Raw genomic sequence first — 25274 nt, forward strand, 5'->3', positions numbered from 1 at the left:
AATGCCGAATGGCGCAGCGTTTATCCGGCCTACAATGAGCGCAATCTGTAGGCCGAATAAGGCGTTTACACCGCCATCCGGCAACGTCGGTTAAAAGCAGTGACCAGCTTCAATGGCAACCGCATCTTTACCGGCTTCGAACACGTACGTGGTGTTCGGGCCGCCAAGCACCGCCTGGCCTTTGCTCACTTTAATCCAGTTCCCTTCCGGCAGACCGATCACCGTCAGTTCTGGCGCGACAACCAGTAGCTCGCGAATACGCTGTTCACGCGTTTCGCCTTTATGACCTTCCGGCAGCGCGTTGGTGAAATGCGGGTTAATCTGTAGCGGGAACAGGCCCAGCGCATCGAAACCTTGCGGATCGACAATCGGCATGTCGTTGGTGGTGCGGATGGTCTGGCAGGCGAGGTTCGCACCCGCGCTCCAGCCGATGTACAGCGCACCGCGTTTTACCACGTCAACCATCGGCGCCAGCAATCCGCGTTCGCGGCTCTCTTTCAGCAACTGGAAGGTATTCCCTCCGCCGACGATCACCACTTCCGCATTTTCAATTGCCGCCAGCGGATCGGCGACGCTGTGAATGCCCACCACCTTGACGCCCATGGGGGCGAAAATCGCTGCCGTTTTTTCCGTGTACTCATCCCAGGTCTGGGTCACGCCTGCGAAGGGAATAAACACCGCCGAGCGGCGACCGTTCAACTGTTCCGCAATCAGCGGCAGCGCGTGTTCCATCCAGTCTTTACCTGGCAACGTCGAGTTACTCAATAAAAGCAGTTCCATCATTTCTCCGTAAAATCAGAAAATTACAAAACGCGATAATGTACCACTGACAGTGTAGCGTCTTACTGACATGGCTCACGATGTTGGAAGGGGATTGTGGAAAGGCAAAGCCATGTTTTAACGATGCGCCCGGTTCCTGGCGCATTCATCAGCACTGACCGGTATTCACTGTCGGACGATTTTCTCGCTAATTTGCGATGAAACAGGCGCGACAGACGCATTAAACAGCGCGAGACATTTCCAATATTTAAGTTTGAAAATGATAACTATTTTTAATACGGTAAATGCAGAATAGCGTTTAGCGGTTTTATATTTATTATTGCTGATGTTTTTTATTCAATATTCCTGAAGGTTAAAAGGGATTCTTATTTTAAAATTTAGAAAGTGTTCTATTTAATAAGACAGTCAAAATGCGGCTCTGTCATAGCGTTAACCAGGAACAGACGGGCATTAAGTGGAAAAGGTATACGGCGCTCGCTCGCCCTCTGAAGCCTCGAACCCGGTGTCTGAAGGGGAGGTATCGTCTGGATGGGGCCATGCAAGCAATTTTCATATTTGTGTAACTAAATATTTCATATCGAATATATAATTTTACGTAACTAGCTGAAATATGGGAATTTTACCAAAAATTTAATTTTATGTATCTTTTTGTTTTACCTACAATCAGTAAGGTAAATTCCGAAAAAAAGATCGATTACAACGATCGATATTTCTTCAGTAATAGCCTTTGTCTATTGGTTTTGTTTTATCGATCAGGTTTGACAATCAATATTGCTCATGTACTATTCTGGTTGAATCAATATTATACCGACAGCAACAGAGTGGGCGTGCCGGACTATGTCAGAATAAATAATCTCGCCGGATAACAGACTCCCTACTGAGAATAAATGAACGGGCTGTCCTTGATATAGGGAGCATAATCTGTATGACAAAGGAATATGTAAAGAAGTGCCATATTGCCAGTTGGCCTGAAAATGATTTTTATTTTTCCAGGGGAATTTCCGTTCTGTCCAGGAAATTGATTAATTCTCATTCCGGCTCAGACTACCTGTTTATTCACCTTAATAGCTACACATTAAAGAGTTTCTTTCGATCATTCTCTCAATTGAGTAAGAGTGGTTATCAGCTGATCATTATTTCCAGCCAACGACTCATGCCACTGGCTTTTTTCTGGCACCTGAAATGTCAGGCTGTTAGCGCCATCTTTGAATCGCGTTGTTCTGTTAACGATATCATCCGCGGTCTGGACACTGTCGCGACGGGGCGTCAAATCGTATGGTCATTCCCGGGACCTGCCTGTCGACTCTCCTCAAGAGATGTTTTGCTTCTGCGACATTATCTTGAAGGCGGAAGTATGAGTTATTTGCAGGAGAAACATTGCCGCGCCTATTCCACCTTGCAAGGATGGAAAACCACTGTTGCTCGTAAATTCAAAGTAAAGAAACTCGAACATCTGCTTATTCCGAACTGAATAACACGCTCAAAAATCAGTTTTCTTTTCTTCGGCCGGCCCATGACACTTTCATAAGCCGCAGAGAAGTGCTCGTCAAATATGGACTTTATTAACTATGGATTTAGATATGAAACGCGTCTTTTACCATGCTTTTTTCCCTGCATTATGCTTAACGGCGTATCCGCTTGCGGCGGCAGAAACGCTCCCCACGCCTTATCCTCCCGTACAAACAACTACGATGCCGGGCGATCTGACGTCGAATCCGGACTATACCAATCACTGGGATTGGGTGAAAGAAACGTGGGAAAAAGGCTATTCCACTTTTTCCATCAAAGACAAAAAATATATTGCGAACCAGGAAATCGTCCTGCTTAACCCCGCATATTCCAAACAGGTCGTGACGTTATTAAATGAGTCGTACAGTTACAACAATACGTTAAACTCTGTTCAGCTTAATATCGGCGACGGTATTTATGATGCTGCGGGTTCTGAAGCGGTGAATACCACGGTTAAAGGCGAATACACCAATAGCAAAGGGAATATTGAAACGGGGGTTTTACAACTGAACAGTGGTGGTAAAGCCTTCCATACGCTGGTTGAAAATAACGGCGCCCTTACGCTGAATGGCGATTCCGAAGCCTATGACACCGTGGTGAAAACAGGCGGAAGACAGACTGTGGGGGGGCGTGGCTATGCCCAGGCGAACCTCATTGATGGCGGCACGCAGGTGCTTTCTGTCACCAGCACCGCGCGGGTTGAAGATACGATTGTGCAAAATGGCGGCCAGCAGATTATTTACAGCGGGACCGCGAAAAACTCGCATATTGGCGCGGGCAGCTATCAGCTTGCCAGCGGGCTGGCTCTGGACACATTCCTGTATAACGGCGCATTCCAGCAGGTTTATAGCGGAAAAGGCGCTGAATACGTCGCTGACCGGGATACCACGGTGTATGCGGGCGCGCGACAAACGATTACCTCCGGAATTTCAGAAAATGCGCAGGTTTATGGTACGCAGGTGATCACTGGCGTAGACGGTCAATGGAGCGGTGGAGACTGGATTTCCGACAGCAATTCAACAGTGCGCGTCAATGGACAACAGGCGAAGGACGCCACCATTCATGCGGGAGGGTTGCAACGAATTCAAACCGGTAATGCCGACGGGACGCAGGTCTATGGCACGCAACTGGTTAATGGTCAGAAAGGCGGTTGGTCCGGTGGAAGCTGGGTTGAGCAGGAAGGCTGGACGGGCGGTATTCGCGCCAACGCGACCAATACAACCGTTCATGCCGGAGGCCTCCAGCAGCTCGCCTGGTACGGTGAAGCCAGTAACACGGTCATTGATGGCGGACGCCAGGAGGTGCTCGCGCGGGGACATATTTCGAACACAACGCTTCGCAATGGCGGGAGCAGCCTGATTGCCTATGGCGGTTACTCAACTGACGCGCTGACGGTAGAAGAGGGTTCGCTGACGATGGAAGGCGGAAGCGTACATGACTGGACAGGGAATCTGGGCAAGGGGGCCTGGGCAGCCGCCGTGGACTTACAAAGCCCCTCGTCGGTTCTCTACCTGAAACACAATGCTGACACCACCGAATCCGTCGCGACGATTAAAGCCTTAACGAACAATGGCGTGGTCAATTTTAGCGCGTCAGAGGGTCACACGGCGGGGCAGTTTAACCGTCTGGAACTCACCACGCTTGAGGGTAACGGTACTTTCGTCATGAACACCAATTTATCCGGTGGCACAGGCGATTTTCTGAATGTTTCTGAATCTGTCAGCGGGCAATTTAATGTCACAGTGCAGGATTCAGGAAGTGAGTTACGTAGTCGCGCTGCTGCGCCTTACCATCTGATTTATGCGAACGGGAGTGTGGCCAATACGTTTGCGATGACAAACGGCAGCGTCGATCTTGGCGCATATAAATACTATCTGGTGCACGGCGCTGACAGCGACAAAGACAACTGGTATCTGTCGCCACAAGCGAATACGCCAGAGCCAGGCCCCAATCCTGATCCAGGCCCAGGCCCTTCTCCGACTCCAGAACCAGAGGTAAAACCGGATTTATCAGAAAGCGCTAAAGCGGTAATTGCCATGGCGAATGTGACCCCCACCCTATGGGATGCTGAGCTGACAACGCTGCGGACACGCCTCGGTGAAATTCGTCAGATGCGTGACCATGAAAATGGCGTCTGGGGCAAATATATCAGTAGCCGCTACCGTGTATCCACAGAGCACGTAGGTTACCGTCAGGATGTGAATGGCGTGATGTTCGGTGGTGATACGCGTTTTGCGTTGGAAGATAGCGCATTCATTGTGGGCAGTATGACTTCTTATACGCGTGCGGATCTCGACGCATCCAGCACAAATGGTAAAGCCGACAGTTATGGCATCGGGCTGTATACGACCTGGTTACACAACAGCGGTTATTACGTTGATGGCGTATTGAAAGCTAACTATTTCCGCACTGAGAATAACCCTTACTTCAACGGCGGACGCACACATGCGAAAGATAATACCGTTGGCGGCGGCCTGTCTGTCGAAGCCGGGAAGCATATTGCGCTGGAGAGTTGGTTTGTAGAACCGTACATTCAGGCATCGTGGTTTATGGGGGACAGAACCCATTACAAACTCGACAGCGGCATGTCGGTTAAAGCGGATGCAACCCGGTCTCTGAAAGGGGAAACGGGGTTAACCTTCGGTAAGAATGTGGCGTTGGCGGATGGGACAATGCTACAGCCTTACGCGAGACTGGCTGTTCGTCATGAGTTTATGAAGAACAATGATGTCGTTATTAACCACACCGAGAAGTTTACCAACGATCTGTCTGGCACAAGCGGTAAATACGGTCTGGGGATGACCGCAAAACTGAACGATCGGTGGTCCGCCTGGGGAGAGGTGAGCTACGAAAAAGGCCAACATATCGAGACGCCTTACAGTGGCCAACTGGGCATCCGCTACAGTTTCTGATTGCGCGGATTAATCGTTAATAAAAGCCCGCGCAGCAAACGCGGGCTTCATTATTTGAAAAAAACGTGTCGGTACCAGCATCCCCTTTAGAGAATCTCGTGCCCTGGTTGGATTAAGCTTTCTGTTCTGTCGTGGAGAGCAAGCCTAATATTCTTCGGGTCAGCTCTTCCTCGTAGCCCTCCCGAACAGGGTGGTTGAACCTGACAAGGGGAGCAGAACTTTTGGTTTGCTCATACGATTTTTCAAGCAAGCCCGGTTCGCTACTCATGCTGCTTATCACCGTGGATAACACATTGATAGCCACCTGTGAGGCATGCAGGTCGAGGGTCAAATCATCAATGGCTTTCTCAAGGATTTCAACGCGTTCATTTAAGTCAGTCATTTGATCTCCTGGTGGTTGTTAAAGGACTGCATTAAAAGGGATACGTCACACCTCTGCCTAAGCAGGCAGTGCCTGCGTCAACTTTTCTCCTGAAAGAAATGAGCGGCAAATAACGGGTTATAACGTCCCGGTACCGCCGTCAGAACACCAGACCTGCCCGGAGGTATAGCTGTTCTCCGCAGAAGCCAGGGTGACATACAACGGCGCAATCTCAACGGGCTGACCAGGACGACCGAGCGGCGCATTGGCACCAAATTGCTCGATTTTCTCCTGTGGCTGACCTCCACAACACTGCAACGCTGTCCAGTAAGGACCGGGGGCAACGGCGTTTACCCTGATACCTTTCGACGCCAGTTGTTTTGCCAGCGATTTCGTAAAAGCCACGATCGCCGCTTTAGTCTGCGCATAGTCCAGCAGGATCTCACTGGGCTCATAGGCCTGCACCGAGGAGGTATTGATAATTACGCTACCCGTCTGGAGGTGGGGGATTGCCGCTTTCGTAATCCAGAACATGGCGTAGACATTCGTTTTAAAGGTGGCATCAAACGCCTCCGTGGTGAGGTTTTCGATCGACTCACAAAATTGCTGGCGCCCGGCGTTGTTAACCAGAATATCGAGCCCGCCTAAAGACTCTGCTGCCTGATTAGCCAGCTGCTGGCAAAACGATTCATCGCGGATATCGCCAGGAAGCGCCACGGCTTGTCTTCCTGCTTGTTTAATCAGCGCGACGACTTCGCGAGCATCTTCTTCTTCATCGGGCAGATAATTGATTGCCACATCCGCCCCTTCGCGGGCATAAGCAATTGCCACCGCCCGGCCAATACCGGAATCCCCGCCGGTAATTAACACTTTTTTGCCAGTAAGCCGACCGCTGCCCTGGTAGCTTTCTTCACCATGATCGGGAAGTGGTTGCATTTTCCCGGCAAGCCCCGGAAAAGGTTGTTTTTGGTGTGGAAAAGGCGGAGCGGGAAAACGTGCTGAATTCGTTTTATTTGTTTCCGATTTCCCATTATATTTGTCAGCCATTCAGTTACCTCTCATTATTTTCTCATTAGAGCTATTAAGCGTAGAACAAAATTGACGAACTGTGTCTTAATGACTCCGCTGCGACTAAATTCTCTAAGGTCGAACGCGTGAATGATGAGATTTATCCTGATTTAATCACGAGGCTTTTAATTCTCTCTTATGTCAGTGCGTTAGTCTTACTTTATTGCAAAATAAAATAAAGAATAAACGAGACGGTGTTTTTCATAATCAGTTGAAAAATAACGCAACCTGCTCAGACGGCAAGCATGGATTTAATTTGACTAAACTCAGACAACCACTAACGTTAAGCACTGAACAACGATGGATACGAAATAAAATTTGTATCTGACTGACGCAACCGATATATGAGGTGATATATGGCAGAGCATCGTGGTGGTTCCGGTAATTTCGCTGAAGACCGAGATAAAGCATCTGAAGCGGGCCGAAAAGGTGGTCAGCATAGCGGTGGGAACTTTAAAAACGATCCGCAACGTGCATCTGAAGCCGGCAAGAAAGGTGGGCAGAACAGCCACAGTGGCGGTCGCAAATCTGATAATTCCTGAGGGTTAGCGTCAGGTTCATCTTTTAATTAAAAGAGTGTCCTGCGGGTCTGCTTAGGGCTCGCAGATATTTCTATCCACATAAGGTTTTTTATGAATATGAAAAGTATTGAAGATGTATTTATTCATCTTCTTTCAGATACCTATAGTGCTGAAAAACAATTAACCCGCGGACTGACGAAACTGGCAAGAGAAGCATCAAATGAAAAACTCAGTGCGGCTTTTACTGCACATCTTGATGAAACGCAGGGGCAAATAGAACGCATTGATCGGATAGTTGAGCAAGAACCGGCAATTAAAATTAAACGTATGAAATGTGTGGCGATGGAGGGATTAATTGAAGAAGCGAACGAAGTTATCGAGAGTACTGAAAAAAATGAAGTTCGCGACGCGGCGTTAATTGCAGCGGCGCAGAAAGTTGAACACTATGAGATTGCCAGCTATGGTACGTTAGTTACGCTTGCCGAACAGCTGGGGTATAAAAACGCGGTAAAACTTCTGGCGGAAACCCTGAATGAGGAAAAAGAAACCGACCTAAAATTAACGGATCTGGCGGTGAGTAATATCAATAAAAAGGCTGGGAATAAATAACCCTTTGACGACTCTCGTTTTGCTTTGTATCGGCAGAGCCGCACACTGACGGATCCCTGTCAGTGGCTTTGCCAGTGAGAGACTTTTTCCGCTAAGACTGCCAGGCTGTAACAGACCGCCTTTTTGATGACGGTCTGGCATTCCCCGGAAAAACGTTCCCGCCGGGTAAATGTTTGCCCACGGAAATTCCATGCGAACCAGACCGTACCGGCAGGCGTGCCGTCGTCACCACCGTCCGGGCCAGCATAACCGCTAATGGCCATGCTGATATCCGTACCCGCGCGTACGCGTACGCCTTCTGCCATCTCCCTGACCGTCTGTTCACTCACGGTGGTATATTTTTCCAGTGTGCTGGCTTGTACGCCCAGCATTTTTTGTTTTGCGCTATCGCTGAAGGTTACGACGCCAATATCATAAAATGCAGCGGTATCAGATTCGGCACAGAGCGCGGCAGCGAGATTGCCGCCCGTGCAGGATTCTGCTGTCGTTAAAGATAAGCCACGGTCAATAAAGATGTTGGCGATGTGTTTGGTTAACTCGCCTGTCGTTTTTGTTTCGCTATCTGCCGGTTTGCTCATCATCGTCCTCTTAATCATTATCAGGAATAACTGAAATATGGCCATTGCGTTCGAGTATGGCATATTTGATTTTTCCTGGCTCCGTAATACCCTGATTTTGCCGGGCGGCGACTAAAATATCATCGAGCGAGATATCGACCTTTTTCATTTTCTCCATTAGCGGTACACCGTGCTCAAAAAGAATAACGGGAGAACCGTCAAGCACAGATTCAGCATTCTTTATCTTTTTTTTCATCAACCCAAATAGCATATCAACCACGACCAGTGTGACAATAGTAATCATTGAACCCGTGACGGAAAAATCATTACCCAGTAATGCCTGTTGGGTGGCCTCGCTGATAATCAGTAGTAAAATCAGGTCGAAGCTGGTCATCTGTAATAATGCCCGGCGACCTGCAATTTTAAAGACGACCAGTAAAATAAGATAAATGGCTAACGCCCTGAGCACCATTTCCATACTGACCTCCTAGGGATAGATAAACTGCCTGAACTGAATCTCAGGTTCGTTATTTAATTGAATCACATTCTTTACATTACCAAATTTGATGGGAGTAACCTGTAACCAGATGGATAACTGATGCTCATTTTCTGTCGTGTTATAAACCAGATAGAGCGTTTCTCCTTCGCTATACATCGTGTCAGGTTGCGGCCAGATATGTTCTGTTTCAAAAAATGAATTAAATCCCCCGCCGATTCGGTAAGTGTTTTTTCCAGGGTGATTAAGTATGGCTGAAATTTTTAAAGGAAGCTGGGTTTGCAAACGTCCAAATCGTTCAAACTGTAATACCACATTCCCGGTGGTATTTCTGCTCATGGTCTCACTGAAATAACCACCAGAAAAAACGCCGAATAGCGCCAGGGTCATAATACAGAGTAAGGCAACGAATCCCCTCATATGAGATTTCGCTTCGAAGTTCAGAAAACGCTGGCTCTCTTCAATTCCGGGTATTTTGGTGTTTTCTCTGGCCATCGCTTAACCTCGCCGTTTCGCTTGTATTTTGCCAGTCAAATGATTCTTAACGATATTGTCTTTTAAGACACTTCCCGTTTGCCAGATTAAGGAATAGCAACCAGACTTAATAAGTCAAGTGGACGATGAAATGAGGGCAATATGAAATTATCCGTCGCACCCTTGTTATGGTGTTTTTTTATTCCTGCGGTTTTTGCAGACGATAATGGTGGGTTGAAACAAGATACGGCACCGCCGCCGCCACATGCGCTGGATGACGGGTATCGTGGTACCGAAGATGCACGCATCATGACGGTCCAACAAGCCAAAACCATGCATGACGGCGCTACCATCTCGTTGCGCGGCAATCTTATTGATGATCAGGGTGGGGATAAATTTGTTTTCCGTGACAAAACCGGCAGTATCCATACCCTCATTCCGCTTTCTGTCTTCGATGGCCGCACCGTAAAACCCGATCAAATGATCGGTATCAACGGCAGTCTGGACACAAAAACGCAACCGCCAGTGGTACGCGTTGACCGAATTCAGAAGTAGTTTCAACTCCCCCCGCGCATCGAATTGCGTGAAGGTTGAGACAAAAAAGAGCGCTCATTGGCGCTCTTTTTACCCCTTCTTATCCCGCACGGGCAAATTCCGCTGCTTCAACAATCAGCGCGTCATCCGGGCGCACGCCGGTGTACATCGCGAACTGCTCGACGGCCTGCAATGCAATCACTTCCGCGCCGCTGATGGTCTTTTTACCCAGCTTCCGTGCCAGCGTAATCACCGGGGTTTCCGGCGGCAGGGCGACGACATCGAACACCACGCTGGCGTTGGCGACCATTGGCTCGCTGTACGCCAGTTCATCGCTCTCTTTGCCACCGGCCATGCCAACGGGCGTGACGTTGACCAGAATGTCACAGGCAATGCCTTCCGGCAGCGGCTGCCACTGAAAGCCATACTGTTTTGCCAGCGCCGGGCCGCTGTCCCGGTTGCGAGCGGCGACGATCACATCGCGAAAACCGGCGTCGCGAAAGGCGGCAATCACCGCTTTACCCATCCCGCCGCTGCCGCGAATCATCACCCGCGCAGCGGTGTCGAGCTGGTGGCTGGCGATCAGGCTTTTTACCGCGATGTAGTCGGTGTTGTAGCCCGTCAGCCTGCCGTCGTCATTGACGATGGTATTGACGGAATCAATCACTTTCGCCGACGGATCGACGGCGTCAAGAAACGGCATGCAGCTCTCTTTGAACGGCATCGAGACCGCGCAGCCACGAATGCCTAACGCGCGAACCCCTTTCACCGCCGCTTCAATATCCTGGGTGGTGAATGCTTTGTAGATGAAATTTAACCCCAGCTTTTCATAGAGATAGTTATGAAAACGGGTCCCAAAGTTGCCGGGCCGACCGGCAAGCGACATGCACAACTGGGTGTCGCGGTTAATCATGTTAAATCTCCTCGGCATGCGACAGTAAATACTGTTCGGCTTCCTTAGACCAAATCCCGTGATGGCGTTCCAGAATAGCGCACAGCGCGGGATCGTCAATCTGGTTGAGGGCGGTTAACGGTAATGCTTTCCCGGTATAGACCAGCTTTTTACCGCCGCCCACTTTCGGCAATTCCAGCGTGGTCTCACCTGCGGCATTCAGTCCAAGAATGTGTGTCACCACTTTGGCCGCCTGCACTTTCTTCTCTTCAATCAGTGTGACCGCCGCGCGCATGTCGTCAGTATTTCCGCCCGAGGTGCCCACATAGTGAGTGAAGGCGTAATGTACGTCGTAGAAGTTGATCGGCGCGCTGAACTGCTTATCCTGCGGGCCGGCAAAGAAGTTCATGCAGCCGTCGGGAGCGAGCAGAGAAGAGGCCAGGGTGACCAGCTGTTCGCTCGGCACGAAGACAAAAATATCATCAAAACCGTGGCCGCCGCTCAGCGTCATCAGCGTGTCGTACGAGGCATCCTGCGCGTGCAGGTAGTGGATCAACGTTTGTGGTTCAGAAGGATAGTGTTTACGGGCATAGCTCAGCTTGTCGTCGTTGGTATCGGTCACCACCAGTAGCGCCGGGTTGACTGGGCCATGCAGCGCGTAGTCGATTGCCAGCAGCCCCATCGGTCCCGTCCCGCCGAGGATCAGCGTGCGACCCTGCGGACGAATCCCCATGTTGTGGTTATAGCTGCCTTCCTGCAGGTGATAGTTTGCGTTGAACGCGCCGATCACGCAGGAGAGCGGCTCAACCAGCGATCCTTCAAAGTAGGTTTCGCCTTCGTAAGCCAGCAGGCAGTCCTGCTCCATCACCACATTGGGGATCACGACGTGCGTGGCTTCGCCACCCACCCACGGGAAGGAGTAGCCGGGGCAATCCGGGCGATCCGCCAGTTGCAGGTTCGCCTGGATCACATAGCGCTGGCCGGGCTGAAACTTGTGCCGCCACTTTTTCCCCACGGCGATAATATCGCCGCAGAACTCGTGGCCGATGATGATCGGGTGGGTTGCCACATCGTCTGGCACCTTTTTATGATCCTCACCCTGATTGGCCTCTTTCCAGGAGGAGAGGCACAGGCTGTCGGTGACCACGGTTGCCAGAATTTCATCGTCCTGCATCTCAGGAAGTTCAAACGTTTCCAGGCGCAGATCGCGTTTGCCATAAAGGCGCAGAGCTGTCGTTAACATATATTCCACCTCATGTTGAGCGAGAGCCCCGGCTTACCACCGGGGCGAAAAAATCAGGACAGGAAGCCCAGTGCGTTACCGATAATCCCCAGACCAAACAGGGCGAAGATCAGCCATACCGGGTTAATTTTTTTGTTGAGCAGACGTACCATCAGCATCGTCAGCCCCAGCGCCAGCAGGCCGGGGCAGAGCTGGTCGAGGATGTTCTGTACGGTCATCGTGACGGTGCCGCCGTCTGCGCCAGGGGTTTGCGATACCACCAGCGGCACGTTGATACTGGTCCACTTGGTGACCAACACCCCCATCACGAACAGGCCGAGAATCGATGCGCCTTCGGTCAGTTTTTGCAGCAGGTTGCCGCCCATGTCGCTGACGATGTTGACTCCTTTGTTGAAGCCAATTTGCAGGCCGTACCACTTCATCGCCAGACGGACCGCGTTGAAAATAAAGAAGAACAACAGCGGGCCGAGAACGTTGCCGGACAACGCCAGCGACGCGCCGAGCGCGGCGGTGATCGGTCGCAGCGTGCCCCAGACCAGCGGGTCGCCAACGCCCGCCAGCGGTCCCATCAGGCCAACTTTGATGCCGTTGATCGCGCCATCGTCAATTTCCGCCCCGTTCGCTCGCGCCTCTTCCATGGCGGCGGTCACGCCAATCACCGGACCGCACACCGCGGGCGTGGTGTTGAAGAACACCAGATGACGCTTGAGAGCTGCCACCTGATCTTCCTTCAGCGGATACAGGCGCTTGATGGCGGGGATCATGTCGTAGCAAAAGCCCAGCCCATGAATACGTTCAAAGTTGAAAGACGCCTGCTGCAGGTTGGAGCGGACAAACATGCTAAACAGGTCAGATTTGGTCAGTTTTTTCTGTTCCATGATGGGCTCCGTTAGTCATCAAGCTGGTCAAGGGCGGTGGTGGAGGCGGTCTGCGCCTGCGGTTCGGCTTTACGCCACTGCGGGTTTAACTGGATGTAGACCAGCGCAATAATCGCGCCGACGCCGCCAAAGGCCAGCAGGCTCAGGTCGAGGTAACCACCGGCGATAAAACCGAGGAAGAAGAAGGGCATCAGGTACTTCACGCCCATCATGCGCAGCACCATGGCGTAGCCGACCACCACGATAAAGCCACCGGCAATTTGCAGGCCGCGAGTGACGAATTCCGGGATGGCATTCAGCATATTGCTGACCATATCAGCACTGACAAACAGCGAGACAATCAACGCCGGGATGGCGACGCGTAGCGCCTGTACGCCCAATGCGGAGACGTGGAGGATGTCGATGGTGCGAAAACGCGCGTCTTCTGCGGCCTTATCCGCCGCATGCTGGAACACCACGGTGATAGTACGAGCGAAGACGGTCAGGACCTGGCCTGCCGCCGCCACTGGCAGCGCGATAGCGATACCGGTCGCGATGCTCTGCTGGCCGACGATCACCAGAATGGCGGAGATAATACTGGCGAGCGCGGAGTCCGGAGACTGCGCGGCGCCGACGTTCATCCAGCCAAGCGCGATCAGCTCCAGCGTCCCGCCGAGCATCACCCCGGTTTTTAAATCACCGAGGATCAGGCCGATAACCGTACAGGCAATGAGCGGGCGGTGGGTCTGAAATTCATCCAGCACGCTGCCCATCCCGGCAATACAGGAAAATATAAATATGGCGATAATTTGTAGGGTACTGATTTCCATAATGGGTCACCTTAAAGTGTGAACATCCCTGCCTGTTAAAGCATACGTACACAGGCGCTTTTATTTATTCAGCGAACGACTGTTCTTTTATTTTTTCGAGAATATTAATGGATGGATCGGAGGCGACCACGCGCAAATCCAGGTTGACGCCAAATTTATCCAGTTCGCGAAACGCATTAATATCATCGTCATCTAAGGATACGGCTTTGGTTAATTGTTTTTTACCCGGTCGCCAGGCCATGCCGCCAATATTTAAGGTGGCAATTTTCACGCCCTGTTTGACCATTGCCAGCGCGTCCTGTGGGCGGGTAAATAAATAAAATACCGTTTCGTCCTGATATTGCGGATTATGATAAACCGCGACGGCTTTTTCGATATTCACCACGTTGACCTTCATCCCCGGCGGGGCGGCCTGGCGTAATAATGTCCGGCGCACTTCATCGTTATAAACCTCGTCATTACAGATAATAATCCGCTGAGCATTCGCCACCTTCGACCAGACGGTGGTGACCTGACCGTGGATCAGGCGGTCATCAATACGGGCAAGGGTAATATTCATCAGAAATCCTCTTCGGTCGTTTCCAGATGCTGCCAGACCACGCAGGTTTGTTGTGCAATGGTCGTCAGGTGTTCGCACAGTTCATCCACATTCATACTGCTCTGGTTATCCACCAGTTCCAGCGCCAGCGGCAGGGAAAGCCCGCTGATCACCCGAATATCCGGATTGCGCATCGCAAGCAGTGCCGCGGCGTTCCACGGACTGCCGCACTGCAGGTCAACGGCTATCAACCATTCACTATTGGTGTGAGTACTCACCAACTTTTCCAGCTTCGCGACGATATCGCTGGCGTTCTCGCCGGGGACAAAGGCTACCGCCTCAACGTTGGCGTCGCCGTAAACCATCTGCACCGATTCCAGCATGGCGCAGGCCAGTTTGCCGTGAGCACAGAAGATTGCATTAACCATAACGCCTCCTTAGCCGCGCGTTTTTCCGCCCGCAATGTTAGTGGTTACTCCGGTAATATAGCTGGCGCGTTCTGACAGAAGATAACAAACGAAATCAGCAACTTCGGTCAGGCGTCCTGAGCGACCAATCGGAATGGCGTTCTTGCTATAGCCTTCGCGCAACTGATCAACGGTGATATTGCGGGTCCAGGCCAGCGCCTCTTCATATTCCGGCGTGCGCAGTCCGGTTTTTTCCAGAATCCCGGGGGCAATGCCGACCACGCGAATACCGTGTTTACCCAGCTCTTTTGACCAGGAACGGGTGAAGCTATTCAGCGCCGCCTTCGTTGCGGCATAGCAACTCTGGCCTTCTGACCCTTCCAGCCCGCTTTCAGAAGAGACGTTAACGATAACGCCGTTACGTTGTTTCACCATCTGGCGCGCCACCGCTTGTGACATTAAGAACACGCCTTTCTGGTTGATATTGACCATTTTTTCAAATGCGGCTTCGTTTAATTCATACTTTCCAGCCGGGGCTTTTTCATCGACCAGTAGACGGGGGAAGTTAACGCCGGCATTATTGACCAGACCGTCAATTCGGCCAAAGCGCTGGATGATTTCATCCACGGTGTGATTAACGTCTTTAGCGCTGGAAATATCCGTTGGCCAGAAGTGATAACCGTTATTGCCTTCATGTGTTGCTTCACCGCCGTGAATATCCGCCATCTGGACATTCGCGCCTTGTGCTAATAACTCTTCGACAATAGCCAGGCCAATTCCGGATGCACCGCCGGTTACAATAATGACTTTGTCCTGTAGGTTTAACCACGTTTGCATAATTAACTCCCAATTTCAGAGAAGGGGATCCTGCATAAAATAAATTACGTCAGGATCAATATGAATATATCTACTTCAATAACAATTCAGCGGTATGGCTGTTAGTGACTAAACAATTAATATATTTTCCACGTAATGCACCGAGAATACCGCTTAGCTTTTCTTCACCCATTGCGATGCCGATGGAATAACGCGCCTGCTTTAATTTGTTGGTTTCGATGGAGAGTGTTTTTTCGCTCATATTGGTCTCCACCGTTACGCCGTTGATATCGTAAAAGCGCGAGCAAATGTCTCCGGCAACCTGCCGGGCGTGCAGGTCGTCGCTTTCTTCGCTACCGTAAAATGCGTGCCAGTTTGCGCCGTCGCGAATTGCCGGAGAACCGATCCCCACCAGGGCGACATCCAGATTCTCCCAGTAGGCAGAAATCGACTTAAAGTGCTGAGACTGCATAATACCGTTACGGATCAATGGGTTTTCCAGCAGCGCCGGAAAATCGGCCAGGTGTGATTCTCCTTTCAGCTTTGCCGCCGCGCCGTAGGTCAGCGTATTGACGTGATAGCGGCTCTCAAGCTTGCCGGACGGCCCGCCGATGATCGGCACACAGATCAACTGACGTGACTGGCTGGCTGGCGACAACCCCTCGACCAGCGCGCATACCGCGCGTCCCCAGGAAAAACCAATGATGTCGCCGGGTTCCAGTAAACGTTCCAGCAACTGCGCGCCATGCACGCCCATCATTGCGAGTTGTTCCTCTTCCTGCTCGCTGTCGCAGGTGATCACCACCGCCTCTTTAAGACCGAATCGTTGTTTGAGCTGCTGTTCCAGCCACAGGTTTTCGTTGTAGTCGTAGTTGATGGCAATAGTGACAATGCCCTGTTCGCGACCGCGTTTCAGCAGGCGGCTGATGGTGGTGCGATAAATCCCCAGTTCACGGGCGATCTGCGCTTGTGTCATATCCTGTTCGTAATAGAGCTGCGCTATTTTTACGATCAGGCGGATATCATCACTGTTTTCCGTCGCCATCTGTAGACTCCTGCACATTTGTGCAAATCACGAACCAGCCTTCTTGATCTGATATAACCTCATAAAAGTGGGAGTTCAAAGCGATTTTCTCTTCTTTCCACGTCCTGTACTGGCGGTTTATATTGCACATATGATGTGCGGGTTGATCGTTGTTGGCACAGATGTGCACGTCATCCTAATGTCTTGATTCTGCTGATTTTCATTCAACAAAATTGCAGGCTAAGATCGGCGACACTTTTGTGTCGAAAGGTGTGGCGGATCACAAATAGTGCAGAGGCCATTGCGCACGATTATTTTTTATCGCCAGCAAGGTAGGGTATATTCCGCATTTATTACACAAAGCATTCAGGCTGTATCAAGGCGGCAAGGGAGCGAATCCTCAGAACTATGTGACTGAGGTGAGTGCGGGCAGCCAACGCAGAGACAGCCTGAAGGATAAAGTGTACAAAGGAGAAATTATGCTGCCCGACTCATCATCCATTCGACTCAACAAATACATCAGTGAAAGCGGAATCTGCTCGCGTCGAGAAGCCGATCGCTTCATCGAGCAAGGGAACGTCTTCATCAATGGCAAACGCGCCACCATTGGCGACCAGGTGATGCCTGGCGACGTCGTGAAGGTGAATGGTCGGTTGATTGAGCCGCGTGAAGCGGAAGATTTGGTCTTTATCGCGCTGAACAAGCCGGTAGGGATCGTGAGCACCACCGAAGACAGCGAACGCGACAATATTGTTGATTTCGTTAACCACAGCAAGCGCGTGTTTCCGATTGGCCGTCTGGATAAAGACTCCCAGGGACTGATCTTTCTGACCAACCACGGCGATCTGGTGAATAAGATCCTGCGGGCCGGTAACGATCACGAAAAAGAGTATCTGGTCACGGTCGACAAACCGGTTACGGATGAATTTATTCGTGGGATGAGTGCGGGCGTGCCGATTCTGGGCACCGTCACCAAAAAATGTAAGGTGAAGAAAGAGGCGCCGTTTGTCTTTCGCATTACCCTAGTTCAGGGGCTGAACCGTCAGATCCGGCGCATGTGCGAACATTTCGGTTATGAGGTGACGAAGCTTGAACGTACGCGCATCATGAACGTTAGCCTCTCCGGTCTGCCGCTGGGTGAATGGCGTGACCTGACGGATGATGAGCTAATTACGCTGTTTAAACTTATCGAAAATTCCACTTCGGAAGCAAAACCGAAGGCGAAAGCGAAGCCGAAAACGGCGGGAATCAAGCGCCCGGTGGTGAAAATCGAAAAGACGGCGGAGAAAGAAAAATCACGCCCGGCGGCAAACGGTAAACGCTTTACCTCGCCGGGGCGTAAGAAGAAAGGGCGTTAACGTCTGCCTCGCGTTGGCGTATTCGCGGACCAGGAAAAAGAGGCCTCCGCATCCGGTTTATAAGCCTGCTTTTTCTTCAACTGGCGGGCTTTTTTTGCCTCGGCTTCGCGCAAGACCATCAGCTTATCAATGTACTCTTTCTTCACGCTGTTGGTCTCTGCGTTGGTCAACTGACGACCGTGCGCGATGCGGGCGCGATCAAGTAGCGTCTTCAGTTCGCGCTGTTCGCGCTCGGTCATCTCTTTTTGGGTAATGCGGGGGAGTGCCATACGGGTGCCCTCTGTCTGCCAGGTGATTTCAGTGTACGGCAATACGCCACGGGCGGATAGCGCTCAGTCAGCAATACGCAGTTTTCCTGCGAAATCCTGCTGTGTATAACCCGTTGTTTTAAATCCCTTATCCGTAATGACGTGATCAATCTCTTTGAGCGTGGCGATACACATCACGCCGTCCTGACCAAATTTAGTATGGTCGGCGAGAATCACGGATTTTTTACTCATTGCAATCATCGCTTTGGCAACGTAAGCCTCATCAAAGCTCTTCACGAGTATGCCATGCTGCGGTGAAATGCCGCCCGCACCGATAAAGCAGATATCGGCGTGAATCGCGTTAATCTGCTGGCATACCGAGACGCCCAGATTGGCGCGGAAATGGTAATCATATTCGCCGCCCAAGACATAGACACGCGCCTGGAGATTATGCTCTTTTATTTTATCGGCAATTAAGGCGGAATTGGTAATAACGGAAAATGCGAGAGGAGGTAAGTGTTCGGCAAGAATAAGATTCGTGGTACATGAATCAATAAACAGCGTATCGCGCTCGCTGACCATTCCCGCGGCGACTTTGCCAATTGCCATTTTTTCTTCACGATGCGCATCTATTCTTGCGCCAAATGCATCTTCCTGGACAACCTGTTTTTTGACTGCACCACCATGAATTTTGGTGATCTGACCTTCAGACTCCAGTAAAGAGAGATCGCGGCGAATGGTTTCTGAGGTCACATTTAGCGTTTCTGATAATTTAATAACGGTCACTTCACCGAATTTGTTTAATTCATCAAGAATATGTTTTCTTCTTTTAATCGGGTTCATTATTTTCCGCCTGGGTCGAGCTTTGCCGCATGGTAACTGGATGCGCAGAGCAACGCAACCACTCCAGCGCACAGACGATACCCTCATCATCATTCGTGGTTGTCACATAGCGGGCCTGACGTTTCACACTCTCTGGCGCGTTGCCCATCGCGATGCCGAACCCGGCAACGGCAAACATACTGACGTCGTTCTGCTGATCGCCAATGGCGGCAATCTCTGCGGTAGGTCGATTTAATTGCCGGGCGATTTCATTTATCGCATAGCCTTTATTAATCTCGCTACGTTGAATATCAATATAATTGCCGCCAGTGATCGTCGCCTTATAGTCATCAGGCAGCAGGCTGTTTATTTTCAGACACAGATCGTCGATTCTGTCGTGTTCTGCCACCAGCGTGATTTTAAATATATCGCGACGATTAAAAATATTCCCTGGTGCGGCGTTAATAAGCGGTAACTCAAATAAGTCGGCCTCATACGATGTCCACGGAGCGATAAGGCGATCGTAACGGTGATAAATTGCCTGCGGAGTAAAAAAATGGTGAGGATAGCGGGACAGCGAAATATGCCGGTCAATATCTCTGAGATCCATTCGGGTGAGCGCGGCAGAATGCAAAATGCGCTGCTGCGCCGTTTCAAGAATTTGCCCACCGTTGAAACCGGCGCACCAGCCAAACAGCGTCTCAACCTGCTGCTGTTGTAACAGGCGCGCCATGGAGGAGACCGGTCTGGCGGAACAGGCGGCCAGCAGACCGCCGTGCTGGCGAAATTCAACCAGCGCCTGACGCGTGCGTGAACTGATGGTCTTCTGCGACGTCAGTAATGTTCCATCCAGATCGGTAACCAGTAGCATTATTGTTCTCTGTGGTTATGCGTGCGCAATAAAGGGGGCTACGGCCTCTTTAGCGGCATTGCAAACCATATTGTCGATTGCCGTGCCGACGACCAGAATATTGACCCCGGTGTCCTTAAACGCTTTGGCATTGGCAAGGTTAATACCACCTTCTGCCAGCGTCGGAACCTCCACCGCGCCAACCAGCGCCCGGAGGCGGTCTTTAATCATCTGCGGGATATCGCCTGCCGCCACGCCTTCATAGCTCATCCCGGTCATCAGGCCGATCATATCGACACCTATCTCCTGCATGCGCTTTGCCACGCTGGCGACCTCTTCCGGGGTGCGTGCCGGAATTCCGAAGGTATGCAGGTCATCCGGATGACCAATGTAGGCGTCAACGGTCAGGCCATATTCATGGGCGAGGTTGACGATGTCCTGCAGGTCGTCCCAGTCAGATTTGTGGGTGTGTAAACCGTCGGCCCCGGCGCGGGCAATCTCAAGAATCTCTGTTTCACTGAGCGGGACGGGCAGCGTTTCGGTAAACCCGCCCGCAATACCCACGGTGATGAAGATGTCGTCCGGCACCACATTACGCACACCGTGCACCGCTTCAGCCATCTGACCGTTGGTGATTTCGTGGCGGATTTGCTCCGCGGCGTGCATGTTGCTCACCCCCTTGTGTCCGCGAGCCAACGCCAGTGCCGGATGGTTGGGCTCCAGCAGTTTCACGCCTGCTTCACACACCGCTTTCGCCAGGCGCGCATCGTCGCCGGTGATCCCCGTACTGAGGATGGTTTGCCCGCCGTGCAACGCGATGGCATCTTTCACTTTCTGTAACGCTTTGGCGCGTTTTTTATTCATATCGCCTTTAAACATGGTGTACCTCTGGTGTTGGTGCATTAATTAACGGGCAGACGGCACAGATTCACTCTGTACGACAGCCTTAAAACGGTTCGCAACGATGGTGGTAATGCAGGTCATGATCATGACGGTGGCCATCACGATAGCCATCTGCAGCGCATTGCTGGATAAGAACGGTGAGGCGAAAGCCGGAACGTAGGCCACCCCTTTGACGTTAAAGAAGCCGAGCATCATGCCGCCCATTCCTGCCCAGAAAATGGCGGAGCCAAAGACGATTTTGTTGGCGAACATGAAGGGGTAGGCGGATTCCACGAAGGTCCCGAAGCCCAGGTTGATAAGCAGTCCTGGTGTGGCAACGGCCGCTTCGCTTTTTTCGCGTGGCGCGATGACGTTGGCCAGGTTGATACCGGCTGCGACCATGACCAGACCGACCATGTCCACTGCACCGAGGAAGCTGACGCCGGATTTTTCCATCTCCAGCAGCACCAGTGGCAGGATGACCGCGTGATAGACGCCACCCAGAATGGCAGGCCAGATAACCAGACCGGCCAGCAACCCGGCAAGAATCGGACTGAATGCCAGCGTGCTTTCGATAGCCAGTTTGATGTAGTTACCCGCGGAGAGCGCCAGTGGGCTTAACAGATAGTGCATGATCAAGCCGGCAGCCAGACCCGAAATACCGCCAGCAACGATGTTGACGGTGGTCATCGGGAAGCGCCAGTTCAGGCACAGTTCAAACAACCAGCGCACAAAAATCCCGGCCATCACGCCGCCAATAATCCCGCCGATCAGGCCGCCTTCAACGGAAAGCACCCCGGCGACGACCCCGGCCACAATAGAAACTTCATCAAGTTCGGAAATCTGTTTTGCCGCCAGCACAGCAACCAGCACCGGCAGCCCTTTCAGCAGGATTTCAAAGATATCGTTGAGTTTTTCCAGCCCGGGAATGTGGCTCAGGGCGAGTACGATCGCCATCGCGATAAAGCCCGGTAGCGCTGGAATCATGATGCTGCGAATGTTAAAGCGCTTGAGCAGGCTCTTTCCGGAACCGCCCTGTGAAGGTGACGCGCTGCCCAACTGGGGTTTGTACTTGATGCCCCAGTATTTACACAGCGAGGCCACGAAGGAGACCGCGCGGGTGCGGCTGGTGGTGCCGGTTGTGCCTGAAGTCGCGACCACATTGGCGCCTTTTGCGGCGACCAGTGCCATCGACGTGCCTCCGGTGCCGACGATAGGGGTTTTCATCTCCACGGCGGCATCAAAAACGGCCTGGTTTGCTTTTACCGGATCGGCGCTCATCACGACGATCCCGTCGATCTCACCACGGCGGATCATTCCGGCTATCCGACTATCGCTCTCGACGACGGAGGCATTCACCTCAGAGAGTTTGCCCTGGAAGATGCGTTGTGGTTTTGTTTGGTTTTCTGTGGTTAATGCATAGACGGAGGCGGGGGTGTCAGGTTTAGCGACATCCATCGAGGCATCTGCCGCGATGAACTGCACGGCGGCGACATCCACACCTGCGGCTTCGCACTGCTGATAAATCTCCTGGAGTAACTTTTCTGGCTCGGCGCCACCCAGGTTGTAGAGGTTGCCTCCACTGCTTCCAATAATCGCAATTTTTTTCATAGCGGCCTCAAAGGTAGGGTAAGGGGTTATCTGTGTTGTAGTGGAATCATATTCCCAATCAAAACAAAATAAAGCAACATTTAAAGATCGGCGTTAGTTATCATTAAACTCAGTGAATTTGTTTAATATACTGAAAATAAAAATATTTATTCTATTTTTGTTTTGTGTTGATATTTGTTGTTTTGTGATGAGGTTCAAACAAGGAAGGTAAGAAATGGGGGGATTCCCCCCATTCACAGGTGATTAGTTTTCTTTAACAGCACTCCGCTGCTCATCAATCGGTTTACCGGACCAGTAGCCGGCCAGCAGGGAACCGGAAAGGTTGTGCCAGACGGAGAACAGTGCGCCAGGCAGCGCAGCGAGCGGTCCGAAGTAAATTTTACCCAGCGCGGCGGCGAGACCTGAGTTTTGCATTCCAACCTCGATTGCCAGCGTGCGGCAGGTTGACTCGTCAAAGCCAAACAGACGTCCCCCCCAGTAACCGCCGAGCAGGCCGATAGTGTTGTGCAGGATCACGGCGATAATCACCACGAATCCGACAGACGCGATATGCGCCGCGGAACCCGCGACCACCGCGCTGATGATTGCCAGAATGCAGACCATCGAAAACGCAGGCAGGTAAGGCTCAACTGCCTTCACCACGCGCGGGAACAGGTGGTGGATCACCAGGCCCAGGGCAATCGGGATCACCACAATCTGCAAAATACTGAGCAGCATGCCCATCACATCAACCTGAATATGCGCATCGACATACAAACGTGTTAGCAGCGGCGTGGCGACCACGCCCACCAGGGTGGAAACGGATGAGATCGTTACCGAGAGCGCCACATCCCCTTTCGCCAGATAGATCATGACGTTAGATGCCGTGCCGCTGGCCACGCTACCGACCAGCACCATCCCGGCAGAGAGTTCCGGCGGCATGTTAAACGCCAGCGCCAGTATCCATGCCGCGAGCGGCATCACCAGATAGTGCAGGAAGATCCCGGCCGCAACCGGCGCAGGGCGCGAAAGCACGCGTTTGAAATCATCCACTTTCAGGTGAACGCCCATACCGAACATGATCAGCATCAGCAGTGTCGTCACCCACGGGCCGACAGGCGTAAAGGTGGTTGGCGTGTAATACGCAATAACCGAGAGTAGCAGCGCCCATAGCGGGAACAGCCGGGTCAGTACAGCGAGCATGTTATATTCCTTGCGATAATGTTGTGTTTGCTTGTTATAAAAAAGCCGGGTTCGAGCCCGGCTATTGTTATTATTTATCGTGTGTTCGAATTTTATTCAAACAAATTATGCTCATGTTCTGACTTTGAGATTTTCCCAGCTCAGGCCGAACCGTGCCAGATACTTACGCAGACGGTCGGCATCGTTGGGATTGGCTTTTTTCTGTCGGGAGACGGCGAAGAGTTCACGTCCGGCTTCGGACAACGATGCGCTGCGTCGGCATACCTCGAGCACCGTTTCCAGTTGGCGGCGGTCAAAGAGGTCGAGTTCCATCTCCCGTTCCGGTTGCAACGCCGTCTCCCCCCAACTCTCCTGCAAAAGCGCGATCTCTTCTTCGACGAGGGCGGGCGTAATACGCCCTTGCTCAGCCAGCGTTGCCATTCGCGCGACGGAGGAGCTCAGCTCGCGGAAATTGCCGCGCCACTGCGCCTGGGGCGAACAGGCAAACGCCAGATAGCGTTCGCGCGCCTCTTTATCAAAGCGGATCTGATTCTGTCGACTGCGGGAGAAACGTTGCAACTCATACTCAACGTTAGGGGCAATGTCCTCACGCCGCTGGGCAAGGCCGGGCAAGGCAAAGCGCCACATGTTAATACGTGCGTAGAGATCTTCGCGAAAACGCCCTTCGGCGACCCACAGTGGCATATCGCGATGGGTGCCGGCAATCAACTGGAAGTCGCTGCGCACCTCTTTATCGGAGCCAAACGGGAAGAAGGTTTTCTCCTCAATCGCTTTCAGCAGCATGGCCTGTTCATCCAGCCCCAGTTCAGCGATTTCATCCAGAAACAGCACCCCGCCGTCGGCTTCGCGTAACAGTCCGGTTCGCGATGACAGTGCACCTGTAAACGCGCCTTTCACATGCCCAAACAGCGTCGACATAGCGTTATCGCCGCGCAGGGTAGCGCAGTTAACCGCTACCAGTTTTCCACCCACCAGATGTCGCGACTGGCGAAGCTGGAAAATCCGTTTGGCGAGGAAGGATTTCCCCGCGCCGGTCGGACCGGTGAGCAGGATAGGATCGCCAGAGCGCAAGGCCACGCGCTCAATGCGGTCAATCAGTTTGTTGAACGTAGCATTGCGCGTCTCGATACCGGCTTTGAGGAAGGAGACCGACCGCTGCTGCTCACGCTGAAAGCGACTGGTGAGCGTGGCATAGCGGCTTAAATCGAGATCGATAACAGAACAGGTGCCAGCGGCAACGTCCTCCGGTGGAGCGCCCTTCGGCGCGGGGCCGGTTTGCAGCAGGCTGGCGGGCAGATAGCGGGCTTCCGTCAGCAGGAACCAGCAAATTTGTGCCACGTGGGTGCCGGTGGTGATGTGCACCAGATACTCTTCGTTCTCGGTATCGAAGGTGTAGTGCGTGGCAAAGTCGAGGAACGCGGCATAGACCTCTTCGAAATCCCACGGATCGGCAATGGTGATCGCATGCGGGCGGACCTGGGTATGCGGGGAGAGCAGGTTGATATCCTCCGCCAGTTGCTGACACATCCCGGCATCGCGTGGCTGGTGGATAAGCTCCAGGCGATCGACCGGGAAATCCGGCTGTTGACACAGTCCGACCGTTGGTCGCCATTTCTTGAGCCGGTTTGCCCGCTTGCCGCGTTTATCCAGCACCGTGCCCAGCACGCCAATCACCACCCGCCGCTTTTTCATGGTTTATCCCAAAAGATAAATATCGATATTGAAAGATAAAAAATACGGAAGGCATCTGCAATCACCATTATTGGCGATAAAAATTAATCCATTATTAATCAGATAATTAAAAATTAATTTTGTCTTTTTTTCGTTCTGGCACGCTTCTGGCAATAACACTCTCGTCAACACGTTGAAAGCGCAGGGGGTTAAACCCCGCCG

Annotated in this window: 27 protein-coding genes; 6 read left to right on the forward strand and 21 right to left on the reverse strand. The window is 51.9% G+C overall.

Features of this window, described 5'->3' with window-relative positions:
* Positions 1 to 90: 90 nt before the first annotated feature.
* Positions 91 to 780 (reverse strand): dipeptidase PepE, encoded by a 690-nt coding sequence (gene pepE, locus ACERJC_RS19990; protein ID WP_373672415.1) that lies wholly within the window; start codon positions 778 to 780, stop codon positions 91 to 93.
* Positions 781 to 1705: 925 nt separating this feature from the next.
* Here pepE and ACERJC_RS19995 point away from each other — a divergent pair.
* Positions 1706 to 2251 (forward strand): hypothetical protein, encoded by a 546-nt coding sequence (locus tag ACERJC_RS19995; RefSeq protein WP_152401363.1) that lies wholly within the window; start codon positions 1706 to 1708, stop codon positions 2249 to 2251.
* A 109-nt stretch (positions 2252 to 2360) separates the two neighbouring features.
* Positions 2361 to 5201, forward strand: coding sequence for an autotransporter outer membrane beta-barrel domain-containing protein (locus ACERJC_RS20000; protein ID WP_373672344.1), 2841 nt, complete (start codon positions 2361 to 2363; stop codon positions 5199 to 5201).
* A 112-nt stretch (positions 5202 to 5313) separates the two neighbouring features.
* On the opposite strand, the gene ACERJC_RS20005 is transcribed toward ACERJC_RS20000, so the two are convergent.
* Together ACERJC_RS20005 and ACERJC_RS20010 are read right to left on the reverse strand one after the other, a co-directional pair.
* Entirely contained in the window at positions 5314 to 5583 is a 270-nt protein-coding gene (locus ACERJC_RS20005; RefSeq protein WP_178825072.1) for a hypothetical protein, read from the reverse strand.
* 117 nt (positions 5584 to 5700) lie between these two features.
* Positions 5701 to 6609 (reverse strand): SDR family oxidoreductase, encoded by a 909-nt coding sequence (locus tag ACERJC_RS20010; RefSeq protein WP_373672345.1) that lies wholly within the window; start codon positions 6607 to 6609, stop codon positions 5701 to 5703.
* Positions 6610 to 6986: 377 nt separating this feature from the next.
* Between ACERJC_RS20010 and ACERJC_RS20015 the strand changes: the two genes are divergently transcribed.
* Both ACERJC_RS20015 and ACERJC_RS20020 read left to right on the forward strand, forming a co-directional pair.
* A complete protein-coding gene (locus ACERJC_RS20015) occupies positions 6987 to 7172 on the forward strand; it encodes a con-10 family general stress protein (protein ID WP_178825068.1) in 186 nt (61 codons plus the stop codon).
* Between the two features lie 90 nt (positions 7173 to 7262).
* Complete coding sequence (locus ACERJC_RS20020; protein ID WP_286632468.1) at positions 7263 to 7760, forward strand: YciE/YciF ferroxidase family protein; 498 nt, start codon at positions 7263 to 7265, stop codon at positions 7758 to 7760.
* Positions 7761 to 7819: 59 nt separating this feature from the next.
* On the opposite strand, the gene ACERJC_RS20025 is transcribed toward ACERJC_RS20020, so the two are convergent.
* The 3 genes from ACERJC_RS20025 to ACERJC_RS20035 are packed head-to-tail and all read right to left on the reverse strand — an operon-like array spanning position 7820 to position 9308.
* Positions 7820 to 8338, reverse strand: coding sequence for a 2-oxo-tetronate isomerase (locus ACERJC_RS20025; RefSeq protein ID WP_373672416.1), 519 nt, complete (start codon positions 8336 to 8338; stop codon positions 7820 to 7822).
* A 10-nt stretch (positions 8339 to 8348) separates the two neighbouring features.
* Positions 8349 to 8795, reverse strand: coding sequence for a DUF421 domain-containing protein (locus ACERJC_RS20030; protein ID WP_178826161.1), 447 nt, complete (start codon positions 8793 to 8795; stop codon positions 8349 to 8351).
* Positions 8796 to 8804: 9 nt separating this feature from the next.
* Complete coding sequence (locus tag ACERJC_RS20035) at positions 8805 to 9308, reverse strand: hypothetical protein (RefSeq protein ID WP_373672346.1); 504 nt, start codon at positions 9306 to 9308, stop codon at positions 8805 to 8807.
* A 141-nt stretch (positions 9309 to 9449) separates the two neighbouring features.
* On the opposite strand from ACERJC_RS20035, the gene ACERJC_RS20040 reads away from it, so the two are divergent.
* A complete protein-coding gene (locus ACERJC_RS20040; protein WP_373672347.1) occupies positions 9450 to 9842 on the forward strand; it encodes a YdeI family stress tolerance OB fold protein in 393 nt (130 codons plus the stop codon).
* 79 nt (positions 9843 to 9921) lie between these two features.
* Here the strand turns inward: ACERJC_RS20040 and ACERJC_RS20045 are convergent, their stop codons facing one another.
* From ACERJC_RS20045 to ACERJC_RS20080, 8 genes are all read right to left on the reverse strand, one after another.
* Entirely contained in the window at positions 9922 to 10734 is an 813-nt protein-coding gene (locus tag ACERJC_RS20045) for a shikimate 5-dehydrogenase (RefSeq protein WP_152401367.1), read from the reverse strand.
* Position 10735: 1 nt separating this feature from the next.
* Positions 10736 to 11956 (reverse strand): L-sorbose 1-phosphate reductase, encoded by a 1221-nt coding sequence (sorE, locus tag ACERJC_RS20050; RefSeq protein WP_373672348.1) that lies wholly within the window; start codon positions 11954 to 11956, stop codon positions 10736 to 10738.
* A 53-nt stretch (positions 11957 to 12009) separates the two neighbouring features.
* Positions 12010 to 12834, reverse strand: coding sequence for a PTS system mannose/fructose/sorbose family transporter subunit IID (locus tag ACERJC_RS20055; RefSeq protein ID WP_046493831.1), 825 nt, complete (start codon positions 12832 to 12834; stop codon positions 12010 to 12012).
* Positions 12835 to 12845: 11 nt separating this feature from the next.
* Positions 12846 to 13643, reverse strand: a complete 798-nt coding sequence (locus ACERJC_RS20060; RefSeq protein WP_152401372.1) for a PTS mannose/fructose/sorbose transporter subunit IIC — start codon at positions 13641 to 13643, stop codon at positions 12846 to 12848.
* A gap of 64 nt (positions 13644 to 13707) precedes the next feature.
* Positions 13708 to 14202: a PTS sugar transporter subunit IIB gene (locus ACERJC_RS20065; RefSeq protein WP_152401374.1), complete on the reverse strand. Its 495-nt coding sequence runs from the start codon at positions 14200 to 14202 to the stop codon at positions 13708 to 13710.
* Complete coding sequence (locus tag ACERJC_RS20070) at positions 14202 to 14609, reverse strand: mannose/fructose/sorbose PTS transporter subunit IIA (protein WP_152401376.1); 408 nt, start codon at positions 14607 to 14609, stop codon at positions 14202 to 14204. The genes ACERJC_RS20065 and ACERJC_RS20070 overlap by 1 nt, the downstream gene beginning before the upstream one ends.
* 9 nt (positions 14610 to 14618) lie before the next feature.
* Entirely contained in the window at positions 14619 to 15425 is an 807-nt protein-coding gene (locus ACERJC_RS20075; RefSeq protein WP_178828460.1) for an SDR family oxidoreductase, read from the reverse strand.
* Between the two features lie 70 nt (positions 15426 to 15495).
* Positions 15496 to 16449: a sugar-binding transcriptional regulator gene (locus ACERJC_RS20080; protein ID WP_373672349.1), complete on the reverse strand. Its 954-nt coding sequence runs from the start codon at positions 16447 to 16449 to the stop codon at positions 15496 to 15498.
* A 458-nt stretch (positions 16450 to 16907) separates the two neighbouring features.
* On the opposite strand from ACERJC_RS20080, the gene rluF reads away from it, so the two are divergent.
* A complete protein-coding gene (gene rluF / locus ACERJC_RS20085) occupies positions 16908 to 17786 on the forward strand; it encodes a 23S rRNA pseudouridine(2604) synthase RluF (RefSeq protein WP_373672350.1) in 879 nt (292 codons plus the stop codon).
* Here the strand turns inward: rluF and ACERJC_RS20090 are convergent.
* The 7 genes from ACERJC_RS20090 to rtcR form a co-directional block, all read right to left on the reverse strand.
* Entirely contained in the window at positions 17783 to 18055 is a 273-nt protein-coding gene (locus ACERJC_RS20090; RefSeq protein ID WP_042321003.1) for a YjbD family protein, read from the reverse strand. The two genes, rluF and ACERJC_RS20090, sit on opposite strands and share 4 nt — an antisense overlap.
* A 63-nt stretch (positions 18056 to 18118) precedes the next feature.
* On the reverse strand, positions 18119 to 18877 hold the full coding sequence (locus tag ACERJC_RS20095; protein WP_178824315.1) for a DeoR/GlpR family DNA-binding transcription regulator: 759 nt from the start codon (positions 18875 to 18877) through the stop codon (positions 18119 to 18121).
* Complete coding sequence (locus tag ACERJC_RS20100; protein WP_178824313.1) at positions 18864 to 19727, reverse strand: Cof-type HAD-IIB family hydrolase; 864 nt, start codon at positions 19725 to 19727, stop codon at positions 18864 to 18866. The genes ACERJC_RS20095 and ACERJC_RS20100 overlap by 14 nt, the downstream gene beginning before the upstream one ends.
* A 15-nt stretch (positions 19728 to 19742) precedes the next feature.
* The gene (locus ACERJC_RS20105) at positions 19743 to 20585 is read right to left on the reverse strand and encodes a beta/alpha barrel domain-containing protein (protein WP_371895968.1); all 843 of its coding nucleotides are present in this window, start codon (positions 20583 to 20585) and stop codon (positions 19743 to 19745) included.
* Positions 20586 to 20612: 27 nt separating this feature from the next.
* The gene (locus ACERJC_RS20110) at positions 20613 to 22199 is read right to left on the reverse strand and encodes a PTS sugar transporter (RefSeq protein WP_152754561.1); all 1587 of its coding nucleotides are present in this window, start codon (positions 22197 to 22199) and stop codon (positions 20613 to 20615) included.
* Between the two features lie 243 nt (positions 22200 to 22442).
* Positions 22443 to 23381 (reverse strand): ketopantoate/pantoate/pantothenate transporter PanS, encoded by a 939-nt coding sequence (gene panS / locus ACERJC_RS20115; protein WP_371895967.1) that lies wholly within the window; start codon positions 23379 to 23381, stop codon positions 22443 to 22445.
* 111 nt (positions 23382 to 23492) lie between these two features.
* Positions 23493 to 25073 carry an RNA repair transcriptional activator RtcR gene (rtcR, locus tag ACERJC_RS20120; protein WP_373672351.1) on the reverse strand — a complete coding sequence of 527 codons (1581 nt, stop codon included), beginning with the start codon at positions 25071 to 25073 and terminating at the stop codon, positions 23493 to 23495.
* Between the last annotated feature and the right edge of the window lie 201 nt (positions 25074 to 25274).

It is taken from the genome of Citrobacter telavivensis, assembly GCF_041807075.1.
GTDB classification, from domain to species: Bacteria; Pseudomonadota; Gammaproteobacteria; order Enterobacterales; family Enterobacteriaceae; genus Citrobacter_A; species Citrobacter_A telavivensis.

What these genes read in the sequence shown, in the direction of transcription:
- ACERJC_RS20070 (WP_152401376.1), bottom strand. Translation starts at nt 14,609, where the DNA reads ATGGTTAATGCAATCTTCTGTGCTCACGGCAAACTGGCCTGCGCCATG.
- ACERJC_RS20110 (WP_152754561.1), bottom strand. Translation starts at nt 22,199, where the DNA reads ATGAAAAAAATTGCGATTATTGGAAGCAGTGGAGGCAACCTCTACAAC.
- pepE (WP_373672415.1), bottom strand. Translation starts at nt 780, where the DNA reads ATGGAACTGCTTTTATTGAGTAACTCGACGTTGCCAGGTAAAGACTGG.
- ACERJC_RS20040 (WP_373672347.1), top strand. Translation starts at nt 9,450, where the DNA reads ATGAAATTATCCGTCGCACCCTTGTTATGGTGTTTTTTTATTCCTGCG.
- ACERJC_RS20010 (WP_373672345.1), bottom strand. Translation starts at nt 6,609, where the DNA reads ATGGCTGACAAATATAATGGGAAATCGGAAACAAATAAAACGAATTCA.
- ACERJC_RS20025 (WP_373672416.1), bottom strand. Translation starts at nt 8,338, where the DNA reads ATGAGCAAACCGGCAGATAGCGAAACAAAAACGACAGGCGAGTTAACC.
- ACERJC_RS20060 (WP_152401372.1), bottom strand. Translation starts at nt 13,643, where the DNA reads ATGGAAATCAGTACCCTACAAATTATCGCCATATTTATATTTTCCTGT.
- ACERJC_RS20000 (WP_373672344.1), top strand. Translation starts at nt 2,361, where the DNA reads ATGAAACGCGTCTTTTACCATGCTTTTTTCCCTGCATTATGCTTAACG.
- ACERJC_RS20045 (WP_152401367.1), bottom strand. Translation starts at nt 10,734, where the DNA reads ATGATTAACCGCGACACCCAGTTGTGCATGTCGCTTGCCGGTCGGCCC.
- ACERJC_RS20030 (WP_178826161.1), bottom strand. Translation starts at nt 8,795, where the DNA reads ATGGAAATGGTGCTCAGGGCGTTAGCCATTTATCTTATTTTACTGGTC.
- sorE (WP_373672348.1), bottom strand. Translation starts at nt 11,956, where the DNA reads ATGTTAACGACAGCTCTGCGCCTTTATGGCAAACGCGATCTGCGCCTG.
- ACERJC_RS20055 (WP_046493831.1), bottom strand. Translation starts at nt 12,834, where the DNA reads ATGGAACAGAAAAAACTGACCAAATCTGACCTGTTTAGCATGTTTGTC.
- ACERJC_RS20100 (WP_178824313.1), bottom strand. Translation starts at nt 19,727, where the DNA reads ATGCTACTGGTTACCGATCTGGATGGAACATTACTGACGTCGCAGAAG.
- rluF (WP_373672350.1), top strand. Translation starts at nt 16,908, where the DNA reads ATGCTGCCCGACTCATCATCCATTCGACTCAACAAATACATCAGTGAA.
- ACERJC_RS20075 (WP_178828460.1), bottom strand. Translation starts at nt 15,425, where the DNA reads ATGCAAACGTGGTTAAACCTACAGGACAAAGTCATTATTGTAACCGGC.
- ACERJC_RS20065 (WP_152401374.1), bottom strand. Translation starts at nt 14,202, where the DNA reads ATGAATATTACCCTTGCCCGTATTGATGACCGCCTGATCCACGGTCAG.
- ACERJC_RS20105 (WP_371895968.1), bottom strand. Translation starts at nt 20,585, where the DNA reads ATGTTTAAAGGCGATATGAATAAAAAACGCGCCAAAGCGTTACAGAAA.
- ACERJC_RS20020 (WP_286632468.1), top strand. Translation starts at nt 7,263, where the DNA reads ATGAATATGAAAAGTATTGAAGATGTATTTATTCATCTTCTTTCAGAT.
- ACERJC_RS20015 (WP_178825068.1), top strand. Translation starts at nt 6,987, where the DNA reads ATGGCAGAGCATCGTGGTGGTTCCGGTAATTTCGCTGAAGACCGAGAT.
- ACERJC_RS20005 (WP_178825072.1), bottom strand. Translation starts at nt 5,583, where the DNA reads ATGACTGACTTAAATGAACGCGTTGAAATCCTTGAGAAAGCCATTGAT.
- ACERJC_RS20035 (WP_373672346.1), bottom strand. Translation starts at nt 9,308, where the DNA reads ATGGCCAGAGAAAACACCAAAATACCCGGAATTGAAGAGAGCCAGCGT.
- ACERJC_RS20080 (WP_373672349.1), bottom strand. Translation starts at nt 16,449, where the DNA reads ATGGCGACGGAAAACAGTGATGATATCCGCCTGATCGTAAAAATAGCG.
- ACERJC_RS19995 (WP_152401363.1), top strand. Translation starts at nt 1,706, where the DNA reads ATGACAAAGGAATATGTAAAGAAGTGCCATATTGCCAGTTGGCCTGAA.
- ACERJC_RS20095 (WP_178824315.1), bottom strand. Translation starts at nt 18,877, where the DNA reads ATGAACCCGATTAAAAGAAGAAAACATATTCTTGATGAATTAAACAAA.
- panS (WP_371895967.1), bottom strand. Translation starts at nt 23,381, where the DNA reads ATGCTCGCTGTACTGACCCGGCTGTTCCCGCTATGGGCGCTGCTACTC.
- ACERJC_RS20090 (WP_042321003.1), bottom strand. Translation starts at nt 18,055, where the DNA reads ATGGCACTCCCCCGCATTACCCAAAAAGAGATGACCGAGCGCGAACAG.
- rtcR (WP_373672351.1), bottom strand. Translation starts at nt 25,073, where the DNA reads ATGAAAAAGCGGCGGGTGGTGATTGGCGTGCTGGGCACGGTGCTGGAT.